The organism is Paenibacillus plantarum, from assembly GCF_013141695.1.
GTDB classification, from domain to species: Bacteria; Bacillota; Bacilli; order Paenibacillales; family NBRC-103111; genus Paenibacillus_E; species Paenibacillus_E plantarum.
Genome location: NZ_WHNY01000026.1, coordinates 41,714 through 54,838 on the forward strand (window position 1 = coordinate 41,714; position 13,125 = coordinate 54,838).

7 protein-coding genes are annotated in these 13,125 nt (G+C 45.7%); all 7 read right to left on the reverse strand.

The window, feature by feature from the left end; all coding sequences use genetic code 11:
* Positions 1-15: 15 nt before the first annotated feature.
* Positions 16-1,026, reverse strand: a complete 1,011-nt coding sequence (locus GC096_RS07265; protein WP_171629579.1) for a glycoside hydrolase family protein — start codon at positions 1,024-1,026, stop codon at positions 16-18.
* A gap of 30 nt (positions 1,027-1,056) precedes the next feature.
* Entirely contained in the window at positions 1,057-2,856 is a 1,800-nt protein-coding gene (locus GC096_RS07270; RefSeq protein WP_171629580.1) for an alpha-L-fucosidase, read from the reverse strand.
* 24 nt (positions 2,857-2,880) lie between these two features.
* Entirely contained in the window at positions 2,881-3,831 is a 951-nt protein-coding gene (locus GC096_RS07275; RefSeq protein WP_171629581.1) for an aldo/keto reductase family protein, read from the reverse strand.
* A gap of 197 nt (positions 3,832-4,028) precedes the next feature.
* Positions 4,029-7,157 carry an OmpL47-type beta-barrel domain-containing protein gene (locus GC096_RS07280; protein ID WP_171629582.1) on the reverse strand — a complete coding sequence of 1,043 codons (3,129 nt, stop codon included), beginning with the start codon at positions 7,155-7,157 and terminating at the stop codon, positions 4,029-4,031.
* A gap of 231 nt (positions 7,158-7,388) precedes the next feature.
* Positions 7,389-10,313 carry a discoidin domain-containing protein gene (locus tag GC096_RS38655; RefSeq protein ID WP_246302627.1) on the reverse strand — a complete coding sequence of 975 codons (2,925 nt, stop codon included), beginning with the start codon at positions 10,311-10,313 and terminating at the stop codon, positions 7,389-7,391.
* 213 nt (positions 10,314-10,526) lie between these two features.
* Positions 10,527-12,185: an ABC transporter substrate-binding protein gene (locus GC096_RS07300; protein ID WP_246302628.1), complete on the reverse strand. Its 1,659-nt coding sequence runs from the start codon at positions 12,183-12,185 to the stop codon at positions 10,527-10,529.
* Positions 12,186-12,226: 41 nt separating this feature from the next.
* Positions 12,227-13,123 carry a carbohydrate ABC transporter permease gene (locus tag GC096_RS07305; RefSeq protein WP_171629583.1) on the reverse strand — a complete coding sequence of 299 codons (897 nt, stop codon included), beginning with the start codon at positions 13,121-13,123 and terminating at the stop codon, positions 12,227-12,229.
* Positions 13,124-13,125 lie beyond the last annotated feature (2 nt).

Genomic DNA, 13,125 nt, shown 5'->3' on the forward strand with positions numbered 1-13,125 from the left:
CCATCCTGATGCTGCTCATTCATGAGCTAGTGGAATCACCATATTCCAAGTTTGTGTAGCGTCATGAAATCCCTTGGTACCATCTGATGTAGCTGCAAATAAATGAGTAGGTTTACCATTTTGAAACAGTAGAAAAGGCCTTTCTAAATTACCCATTGTTTGGGTAGTCCCATTATCCCATGTGACTTTTCGAGAATACGCAAGTGATGGATGGATTTCCCAATTCATACCATCCTTCGAGAAGGCGTATACACCACCGTACTTTTCACCGGATAGATCGCCATCCATATCTTTCGCGATCATGGCATAACCGTCATCTGTACGCCACACGAAAGGGTCTTCCAAATGTGCGTCGGGTGGGAAAAGCGGGTTTTCACTCATAACACGGTAAGGGCCCTCGTAATGATCTGCTCGCGCAGCCCCAAACGTCATTTTCGCATGCCCATTGCCTTCATATTGTCTTGCTTTATAGATCAACAGCACGGAACCATCTTCCGCTATGCACGGGGCAGGATTAGACGTTAAGAAACTGTCGAACTTCCCTGGCCTTGTTGATACAATAGGTTCATCACGCCGCTGCCAGGGTCCGAACACACTATGCGATACCGCCAATCCAATACGTTTGTTCGCTCGAGCAACGATACATCGCGGATCTTGGAGCCCATATCCATCTCCCTCAATCGGATCCGGAAAAGGATGTGTTGACCCCATATAAAACAGCAAATACTTGTCTTTGTGCTTAACGATATGTGGATTATGCGTGCTCCGCCCATCCCAATATTCGGCTCCTCGCGCAGGCAGTACGACCTCCTGAAACGTGTAGGGTCCTTCTGGCTGATCTGAAACAGCCCGAACGATCTCGGAAGAAACCAACCAACCTGGATGCATCGGAAGTGATTTAGGCCACCTAGAGGCAAATAAGTGGAATTTGCCATCATCACCTTGAACGGCAGATCCGCACCACACCCAATAATCCTCCATTTGGAATCCACCGTTTCGTGGAGCTGGCAAGAAATTTTTTAGCATAACAACATTCTCCTTCCTATTTGCTTTCATTCATATGAATTCATGATTCGTTAGCGTAATTTCTTTCAAGTTCATCAAGACGTTTCCACAGATCGTGTTTGGCTGAACCGTTATCACATATTCTCCAGGAGCATGAAAGTGAAAGAGTCCGATCTCGGAAGATTGGAATTGGTATTCGCCGCCCGTATTCGTTACGGCAGCAGCTAACTTATCTGGACCAACTGCAATCTCGAAGGAGCCTCCCGCAGATGCTTCATCTGCACCGTACACAGCAGTTACCTTGTACGCCCCAGCGTCCATCACTCGAAACTTCCATTGCATGTAATCTTGCATAGAGGACCAGTTTTTCACGTTGTCTCTTCCCTTTTTCCCCGTATCATAACGTAACGCCTCTCCATACAGCTCCCCGTCAAATACACCAAAAACATTCGTGACACCGCCAGCAAACAACACTTGTCTAGGATTGACATCTAGTTCGTCATCAAATTCAACTGCAACAACGGTACATATGGAATCAAGTGCTTCAGCTGGCAGCTCGATGAGGTGATCACCGCAATCGTTCAGTAACCGATGCGATAAGGTTGTTTTCGCTGTATCTGCCAATAGATAACAATCCTGGATCGAATTACGAATGCCAGGCAGTAAGAGTTCACCGTGAGCAGGCCAATCCCAGACTTGCAAGTATAAGGTACTGCCTTTGCGTGTACAGCGCCCCCAAGGGGTCCTACCGATCGGACTGCCCTGTGAGCCATAGATGCTTTCACCATTCAGCTCAAGCCAATTCCCGATCACGCCAAGTAATTCCAACGATTTCGCATCGAAATTACCATCTCCTGTTGGCCCCACATTGATGACGTAATTTCCACCCATACTGACGACATGAATCATGTCATGGAGGACTTCTTCGGCACTTCTCCACGCATGATCCGTTTGGTTATAGCCCCATGAATGATTTAGCGTTGCGATCGATTCCCAATCTCGCTGTTGTGCGCTAATGTGGCGCTGGTTATCACCTGTATTCTCATAATCACCGAATCCCTCACGACGAACTCGACGGTTGATTAGACAGTTTGATTGCGTTTCATGGACCAAATCTACAAATTGCTTTCCATGTTCATCCGTAATTTTGTGCCCACAATCAAACCAAAGGATGCCAATAGGGCCATATTGGGTTAGCAGTTCTTTCACTTGAGGAAAAGCTTTTTCTTGTAAATATCGCTCATAGCGATTACGTTTGTTGTCATCCACCACCCATGCGTGGAGCGGATCATAGGCACTAATATTTGCCGGGAAATCCAAGGTGTTTCCTTGAGAATCCGGATGATGCCAATCCATGGCATGCGAGTAATACAAGCAAAGTACCATATTTTCTCGCTTACAAGCATCAGCTAATTCCGCCACGGGATCTCTGCCAAAAGGGGTTGCTTTAACAATCGTGTAGTCACTTACTTGCGAATCGTACATCGCAAAGCCTTCATGATGCTTAGCCGTGAAGATCATGTATTTCAAACCAGCATCCTTCGCAGCACGAACCCAGGCACTCGCATCAAATTGATGAGCATCAAATTGATCGGCGATGCGTTCATATTCATGAATTGGAATTTGAGCCCTTAACTGCAGATGCTCCGCGTAAGCAGCATTGACGGGGTCTCCTTTCCATACACCACCGGGCAGCGAATATAACCCCCAGTGAATAAATAAACCTACTTTGGCCTCGCGCCACCACTTGATTCGCTGCTCATGTGCTTCATCCGCCAACATTTCTTGGAGCTGACTCCCTCGTTGACTATCCGCTTCCGCGTTATCCATTAAATGATCTTTAATCGACATTGATCTTCCCCCTATTTCAAAGACCTAACCCTGTAATATCTCTTCAATTTCCAATACATCGATGTCAGAAAGCTTAACGCCAGAAGCCCTAACATTCTCCTCCACTTGTTGGGGGCGGGAAGCACCTATAATGCAGCTTGCGACATTATCCAGACGAAGCACCCATGCCAACGCCAGTTGGGCAACGCTTAGTTCATTGCGCTCTGCGATCATTCTCAGTTTATCTACCTTGTCAAGCAGCTCTTCCTTCATAAAATGTATGATCGCGCCATTTTGCTCTGGATCCGCTGCCCTGGAGTCGCTCGGATAGGGTGTGCCTGGTTTATACTTGCCTGTCAGAATCCCTTGAGCCAGCGGCGAAAACACAACTTGCCCGATCCCTTCCCTCGTACATAAAGGAACAATTTCCTTTTCAATGCCGCGTCGAAACATATGATATTGCGGCTGATTCGAGATAATTGGATGTAAATTCAGCCTCTTCGCCATATGTGCGGCGTCGAGCAGTTGCTCCGTTTTCCACATGCTAACGCCCGTGTAAAGGACTTTACCTTGCGTGACCAGATCATCCAAGGCGCGAAGCGTTTCTTCAAGCGGAGTATCTGTGTCATATCTATGGCATTGATACAGGTCAATGTAATCTACACCAAGTCTTTGCAAACTGGCATCGCATTGCTCCCTAATATGTTTGCGGGACAATCCGCGGTCATTGGGGCCGTCCCCCATGGGCACACACACCTTGGTTGCCAGCACATAGGATTCTCTGGGATGTTTGGACAAAGCCCGGCCCACCACTCGTTCCGCATCTCCTTTATGATAGACGTTCGCTGTATCGAACAGATTTATTCCCAACTCATAGGCTTTATCAATAATCGATTCCGATTGTTTGTCATCGATCGCTCCACCATAGGTTAGCCAACTGCCTAAACTGAGTTCACTTACTTTTAAGCCACTGTTGCCTAATCGTCTGTACTGCATGTTAGAACCTCCCCATCCTACATTGCTATACGAAAATGAGAATAAACGACCTCCGACTCGATGTTACTATCCTTGTTCCCCTTTGTCATTGTTCATACTTATACCCCTATGTCTTTTTTTATGATGGAGCACGGATTATGTCAAAAAGAACCACCAAGGTCGTTCACATGGATGGTTCTTGTTAGCAATCTTCACTATTAATTCTGTAAAGCTTTTAACCAATCCAGCAATTGTACTGCCGTCGATTCCTCGATGAATTTGCCTTTTTGCGCTTGAACAAGTGCTTGTAGTGCATACAGCTTTGGATTAAGGTCTAGTTTCGATGCCTTCTGAATGAGATTAACCAAGGTCATTAATCCTCTGTAGATGCCTTCACTTTTGATCCAACCTTTTTGTTTCGCAATCGTAATGACTTCGTCCAAGTGATCTAAGTCCATTTGAACTTGCAGGTTAACTTGCTGCGTTGTTGAATTGCCAGCCCGATCTGTCGCAGTAACAGAAATTACATGGTTCCCCCGTGTAAGTGTCATCGGTTCAATGACATAAGGTGGATCAACTGGCTTGCCATCGAGTAGGATTACTTGATTAGCAATGCCGCTCAGCGCATCTGTGATCCCAAAGTCTAAGTGAATGGCATCTGTCAAGTAAACCGACATGGAGACAGTTGAGATCATGCTCGGAGCGCTTCGATCCAATTGAAGCGTGACGGACTTCGGAGATTCTTCGTTCCCTGCTCCATCAACGCTATAATACCTGAGCTCCGTCGTACCTTCGCTATTAATCTGAATGGTAGTTCCTTCTGTGAAGATACTACCGTTCACACTGTAATACGTATGTGCAACACCACTGCCTCCATCTGTTGCGGAGAGATGAATCGTTTGGGTATCTTTATGCCATCCGGCTTGCACATCATTCGAGGTGATCGGTGCAGTCACATCTGAATCTCCGCCTACGTAGATTTCATTCATATTATTCCACGTATCCTTGGAGTTGCCCTTACCGTTGTATTTAACATATCGCGCGTTTTCTTTCCCAAACTGAAAAATCTCTAATCCTGCAGTTTTGCCACTGCTTTTCCCACTAAACACAGTCTTCCAGCTGACGCCATCTTCCGATACCTGCAAATCAAAGTTATACTTGTCGACATCCCCTTTCAGGAATGCAATAAGCACAGAACGTACAGGTTTCACGACACCTAGATCAAATTGGATCCAGTGTGTAATTCCCTTGGCCGCATAGCGGGTTGTCAAATCGCCATCGATTGCACTCGCAGGAGGAAAACTTGCATGATAACCTGCGCTTGCTGAAACATTCTGAATAGGATAACTAATGAAACGATCTTGCACCTCACCATAAATAGGGTAACCCGACAGCTGCACCTCATATTTTGCTTGCAAATACGGATCCTGGCGGTCCTTCACCGTAATAATTGCCATTCCAAACACTTGCTGTGGTTGCGCAATCTCCACAATATGACTGCTAGCTGCACTTATCGTTGGAATGACCTTCGTACCCAGTGGCACTGCAACTGAGTAAGCATACGTAGAAGGTGAGAAATTAGCGATAGATACACCATTGATATGAATATCCGTTAATTTTGGCAATAAGGATTCAATTGGTGGTGTATGACTTTTGGACAATACAAGTTTATCTATCTGTGCAGCGTTTCCTTGCGACATTATCGTCAACTGATGGAAGCCATCTGTCAGCATTAAAGGCAGATCGGCCGTCGACCAGCCCCAACCTGACGCATCTGTAGACAAATTGACCTCTGTCCCGCCGTCCAAAGATACCTTGAGGTTTCCTACACCTGCTCCACTTGCAGAACCCAACATATGTAGATACACACTGCCGCCATGCGTGACATTCAAATCAAACGTTAATGAGGCTGCTTCTTCTTCAGAAGATAGCATGAAAGCGCCTTTGGAGCATGTGTCACAAGCCCCTCTTGTAAAATACCCTTCCCTGCTTGAGTAACTTTCTGCTTCCCACGTTGGAGATAAGTCTGCATCCACCTGCTGAGTCCAGCTTGTGTGATCTTTGGCCCACATGATCCGGGCAAAATAGATGGGACTGGTTAGTACAGTACTCATATAATAGGGATTCGTTAGCAATTTATAGACAGTTGGATCTGGCGTAAAAGGCGAAATATGCAGATATTCGCTCCAGAGATTCGTCAATGTACAGCTCGTTGGAAGGCCGTCCACTTTACAGTAGAAGTTACCTGTGCCGGTTGAGATTACATATCGAATCGTATTGGCAAGCTTAATTAATGTGTCTTGTGTAACGCCATATTTCCCACGATCATATGCCCTAGTCATACCCATGATATCATTCGCAGCATGAACGCCATCAGCGTCCTCGACTTTGCCGAAATAGTCAGCAACATACCACCATTTATATACATCATGACCTTGCACTTGATAAGGTTCCAGTGATGCGGTAAACCAATCGATCGAGGCTTTGACGATACGGTCATAGAGGTCTACTCTAGTCAGATCATCGGCTAGCAGCTCGTGACATTCCGCCAAACGCATAAAACCGTTATTGATCATCATCTGCTGATTCCAAGGTATCGCCGAGTTAGGTGCTCCACTGCCTGTTGTACTCCAGCGTGTATCATTCGGCCAATACTGGCGTAATGTGTCTGGCTTTACGAAATTCGGGATCATATACGTATCCATGGATTTATCTAACTCGGTAATGTATGATTTCGCTCGCTCCAAATATGTCTCGCCATAGAGTGAACCATTTCCAAGGGGTACCGTTTTATTCCACAATGACTTGTTTTGAAGAATCAGTTTCGCACTGTATGCAATATGTCCGATTACATCGCCGTTCTCGCTGCCTGAATACCCTTCAATGAGCAAGCCATCACTATTGACTTCGCCAACCTTCTTGTTCGGCCACGCCAGCTCCCTATTTCCGTTCCATAGAACACGGCCGATCACTGGATTATTCCTAGCAGAAAGCATATTTTCGCTAAATGAAATCATCCGATCGAGTATCGCCTGATCCCCACTAATTTCGTACATATAGCCCATTGCTTCTACGTTCTGACCGCTAGGACCATAGACGAAATCATTTCCGATATTACTAACCGGCAGACCGACGGAAGAAGATAAGATATATTGCTTAAACGAATTAATCTCCTCTTGCGTGACAGGGCCCTCAAGGCTGCTAACCACCATGGGTGCCCCCGTGGCAGCGGAGGCTTTGGGTGCTAAAGGAGCCCATATCCCCGAGCAACTAAGCGTAAGTGCCAAGCATGAGACAAGTAGTTTACGCCAACCTTTTGTCATTTTTGCTGGAATTGCTGCTGACATTATGAACCCTCCTTATTTTCGCGATCATCTGTAATCGCTTTCATAAGCAATCATAATTTTTATTACGCCTTCAAGCATACTATTTTTTTAAGCTCTTATTTATCAAAATTATGATTGTAGCCTATTATCGTTGAACGTGACAAAAAAAGAAGATTAGCGCAAACATGCCGCTAATCTCCTTCTCAATGCCTGTCAATACTAGTTAATTTTAGGATAACTCCTCACATCAATTTATTGATTATACACTTCCATCTCGTTGATCGTTGGTACGGCACTTGCTGTGGTCACATATAAACGTAAATATCTGGCGTTCACACTAGTGAAGGTTATCGTCTTGTTTGCGCCGATCGTAGTGCCTGATGCACCTGCAATATCTGTATAGGTTGTGCCGTCACTCGAGGACTGAAGTTTGAATGATGTCACCCTCTGGTAGGTAATTTCTTTGATAACGACTTGATTGAACGAAGTGGCGGCACCCAAATCAACGCTGAGCCATTGGTTATTCAGTGAACCGCTCGATGCTGACCAACGAGTCGCTGAGCTGCCATCAAACGCATTCGCCGCAGGATAAGTTGCACTCCATGTCGTAGATGCGTTGTAGGTTTTGCCCAACGCGAGATTCCCCCCGCCTGATAGCGTCGTTGCGTTCGCTGTATTGCTTGCTGTGGACAAGTTTGCTGCAGCATCCTCTGCTCTTACCGTATAGCTGTATGAGGTCGAGGCACTAAGCCCCGTATCGCTGTAGGATGGCGACGTTGAAGAGCCAACTAATGCGCCATCCCGGTATACATTGTATTCCGTTACCCCCACATTATCTGTCGAAGCTGTCCAGCTCAAATTAATTTGACTGTTAGATGCTGCCGTTGCAGTCAAGCTCGTCGGTGTGGTTGGCGCTTGTGCATCTGGAGGCGCGTGCGTCGTAGCACTAGCTGTATTACTTGCAGCTGAAATGTTAGTTGCCGCGTCCTTCGCTTTTACCGTATAGCTGTATGCGGTTGAAGCCGTAAGTCCTGTATCATTGTAAGAGGTTGTCGTAGCAGATCCGACCAGAGTGGCACCGCGATAGACGTTATAGCCCGTTACCCCCACATTGTCTGTCGAAGCTGTCCAGCTCAAATTGATTTGACTACTTGATGCAGCGGTTGCTGTCACATTCGTCGGCGCTGTTGGTGCCGTTGTGTCTGATCCGCTAGGACCATATACTTCCATCTCATCAATGTTCGGTATGTTGCTGGCTGTTGTTATATACAGCCTTAAATACCGGGAGCTCACACTAGAGAAGCTAATCGTTTTATTAGCCCCGATTGTCGTTCCTGTCGTTCCGGCGATATCGGTATAAGTGGTGCCGTCGGTCGAGGACTGGAGCTTGTAAGCCGTCACCCTTGGGAACGAAATTTCTTTGATCACTACTTGGTTGTACGTCGCAGGTGAGCCAAAATCAACACTAATCCATTGATTGTTAAAGGAACCGCTCGATGCTGACCAGCGAGTCGCAGCATCTCCGTCAAAAGCTTTGTCCCCTAAGTAGGTTGTGCTCCATGTGGTGGAGGCACTGTAAGTTTTGCCCAATGCGAGATTCCCTGATGAAACCAATGTGGTTGCACTAGCAGTATTGCTTGCTGCTGATACATTAGCTGCCGCATCCTTCGCTTTTACCGTATAGCTGTATGCGGTCGAAGCACTGAGTCCCGTGTCGCTGTACGATGTCGTTGACGAAGTGCCGACGAGTGTGGCGCCACGATAGACGTTATAACCAGTAACGGCCACATTATCTGTAGAAGCCGTCCAGCTCAAATTCACTTGACTGCTTGATGCTGCGGTTGCGGTCAAATTAGTCGGTGTAGTCGGTGCTTGCGTATCACTGCCTGTGTATCTTTGGTTCTTCACATACATAAGGCGAGCGAATGAAGCCATTGTTGTACTCGTCATATTAGGCATAGTCGCATTGGCCAATGTGTAATAAACATCCGGGCGGAGCGCTGCTAATTGGATATTCCCGCTTCGAGGATACGTCGTCGGTGCACCATGCCCCGTTCCATCTGTACCGTCAACTCGACCCGCGTAATCCCCTGGTCCCCTCATCATCACGTCGGCATACATATTGGCAAAAGGCGTCATCATCGACGCTGTTATGCCATAACGACCGATCAGAAACGCTCGATAAAAGCCCGATACGTCTAGAGCGCCGTGATTAGAATCCTCGCCTCCCAGTAAGGTCGGATTATAGCCCCAGTTATATGCAGTGTTTCCTTTACTGTCCGTATAGGTTTGTTTGGCTGAATTGTCGCTGAAAAACCAATTAAGATTCGTCTGAACAATCCCGTCGTATTGCGAAACTAGAGAAGGATTATCTCCTTTGATCGCATGAGCAGCAGCCAGATTCTGCAAACCGTAAGTGATCATCATCTGCTGATTCCACGGGAATACGCCTCCGGGCATGTAAGGCGATTGCGTTTGGAAGTACAGTTTATTCCCTCTCGAAAGATCTAGCAGTTTCGGAAAGAGGAATTGGCTAACCACATAATCAGCCTCTGTAATAAACGTATTTGCACGTTGTAAATAGGTTGCTCCGTGTCCATAAGCATCGCCGATGGGCACCGTCGTGTTCGAAATTACCGGGGTCTGGAGAATCAGTCTGCCGCAATAGGCAAGATGACCAATCGAGTCTCCATTGGCTGAATCTGCAGAAGCTGTACCGGTATTATTCCCCGGCCATACTGGCGCAATCGTGTTGGTCCACACGGTGCGTTGCCCATAAGGAGCAGGAAGGATATCGTTACGCTGGGAAAGGAGCACGTCGCAGAAATAGATCATACGGTCGAGGATTTCCGTATCATTCGTTAACTCATACATGAGCCCCATCGCTTTGATGTTCTCACCGCTTTTGCCCTGTGCATATTCACTTTGCATGGATCCGGTATTGGGCCAGACAACAGGCTCCACCGTCTGAATATACGATTTGAAGGAGTTTATTTCGTTCTCCGTGATGGGTCCATCGAAACTGTCAACCACCATTGGACCGGCAGCTAAGGCTTGATTTCCCTGGAACAATCCAATGACAAAAGCGATTATTACTCCAAATAAGATAAGTTGTTTCTTGGAGAAAGTAAAAACACGATGCTTCCTTTTGAGGTGAGAACTGGTTAACAATGGCATTATACAACCCTCTTTACACATCCCCATCGGTTGGAGTATTTGCTGACATCTAGCTCGAATTCATTGCATGCAATGAAACTTCTTTGATTGGAGATCTCGCACCTCCTTATTCCTTCACCTCCCTCATTAAAGCGTTTTCACTTCCAGAAAGATGATTGAGCCCCACCTACCCAAGGCAGGCGGAGCATAGTTCAGTCGTTAAAGTACTTCCCCTTATTTTTTCTTTGCATCGAATGCTTGTTGGTAAATTTGCAAGTACCTCGGCAGTTTCATATTATCCAAATTTTTCAAATATTCATCCCACTTTTTATCAATGTCCAAGTCCCCGATAATCATTCTCGCGGTTGACTCCTTCCGATAATCATCAATCGTTTTGCTAATATTGGCGATTTCATCGGTCTGCTCGTTTGTGAAGCTTAAGGCAGGGATCATCTTTTTAGGGTCTGGTTTGTACGGCTCATATTTCGTTAACGTTTCTTTATACAGGATGTCTTCCAGTGGATTTTTCGGATCAGCCGTCTGCGCTAAACGCCACTCATTCGTACGTAAGGAAGGACCAACTTGTCCCCAAGTTGCATTCTTTGCTCCAGGAGAAGTATTACCGATTAATGTATATTTGGCAGGCTTGCCATTGATACCGATCTCATTAGGAGCAGCTACTTTCCATTCCATGTCCGGTCTGCCCAGTATAGCGCGATTGGTGGCTTCCTCAGAGTATAGGAAATCAGCTAGACGCATTGCAATTTCCGGGTTTTTGGCTTTATTCGTAATCACAAATGATCCAGATGTGATACTTTGTGGAATGTATTTGGATGCTTGAACGCCATTAGGTCCTTTTAAAGGCGGCACTGCAACGTAATCCAACCACCGCGTTCCCTCCAATGTGTTGAAGATTGTCGGATGTTGAGCCGCAACTACGCCCAAAATAACATTATCCGGATTTTCACCCAATTTCCTTAATTGATTCCGATCTTGAGTTAATGATTGCGGATCAAGCAAACCTTCTTTGAACAACTTGTTGATATACTTAAGCCCTTCCTTATATTCCGGTTGCGTAAAGGCTGCGTTAATTTTGCCGTCTTTCATGAACTGCATATTGCGGTCGCTGTCAATAAATGCTTGCAAGAGAAAAGTATCAATGTAAGAGTTGGCTATGTTGGCACCGATAAACGGGATTTCGTCCGCTTTTTTATTGCCGTTCGGGTCTTTCTCCTTAAACGCTTTCAATACCTGATAAAACTCATCTGTCGTTGTTGGCATCTTCATCCCAACAGCATCAAGCCACTTCTGATTAATCCAAAGTTTGGTAGGCTGCGTACAGTGAAAGCACTCGTTTACTGAAGGTAGACCGTAAATGTTGCCATCTGGTGAAGTAGAAAGTTCTTTCGTATACGGGAGTGAAGTAAACATTTTCTTGGATTCAACGCCATATTTGTCTATGAGCTTGTTGAGTGGAATGAACACTCCATCTTTACCATATAAGGTCAATTGAATTTGATCGATGTTGAAACCTAGATACACATCCGGATAGTCACCGCTAGCCAATGAGATATTAAGTTTTTGCTTTGGATCGCTTGCCACTTCCCATTCGAGATGAATATTCGTTTTTTCTTCCAGCCATTTGGTAAACTCGTTTGTCTCAAAATTTTCAACAGCTGGATTCGTTCGAGACAATACCTTAAGCGTCGTTTTCTCCTTGGTAATCGGAAGCACACCAGGTGGATTTACGACTTCGTTCTGTGCTGATGCTGTTGAATCAGGTTGTTTCGTAGCCTCAGAGCTCGTATCCGATGTTTTACTACAACCGCTTAGCACCACTGTTGCACTTAAGATTAGGCTGATCGCTGGGCCCCACAACTTCATTCTTTGCATGTGAAAATCCTCCCTTATTTATCTGTAAAATGTATATAAGCTTACCCTTTTAGTGAACCGATCATCATGCCTTTGACGAAATGACGTTGAATAAAAGGATAAACAACTAAAACCGGAATTGTCGAAATAACAATTAATGAATACTTGAGAAGTTCTCTCATTCCTTCTCGTTGTGCTGCACCTACGACATCCGTGATGATTTCTTCATCAAAGGTGTTCTTCACTAGCACTTCACGCAGAATGATTTGAAGGGGGAACAGATCCGGTGATTTCAAATAAAGAAGAGCGGCAAAATAGGTATTCCAATGTCCTACTGCGTAAAATAACGAGAGCACCGCAATGATAGGTCCTGATAATGGTGCCACGATTTTCACTAGAAATTTATAATCACTGCACCCATCCAGATGTGCGGCTTCTAGAATTTCATCAGGAATCGTCGTTTGGAAATATGTCCTTGCGATAATGACACTCATGACGCTCATGACACCTGGGATAATCAACGCCCAGCGGGTGTCGAGTAAACCTAGTTCCTTAATCAAGAGATAGTTAGGTATTAACCCACCACCAAACATCATGGTAAATACAAAGAGCGCCATTATCCCATTGCGAATATAGAAGTCTTTACGTGACAGAGGGTAAGCCGCAATCAGAGTCATCATGACATTGATGATGGTTCCTACAACCGCATAGAACAATGAATTGGCAAACCCCACCCAAACGCGATTGTTCTTGAATACGGCTTCGTATCCCTGCAAAGTGATATCGACAGGCCACAACCATACCCTACCAGAAATGACGGCCGTTGATGAGCTGAAGGAAGCGCTTAACACATAAATGAGGGGGTATAAGACAGACAGTGTAAAGAGGCAAAGCACCGTGTAGTTCACGATATTAAATAGTTGATCGCCTCTGGATTCTTGAATTCGGGTCGACTTCATTT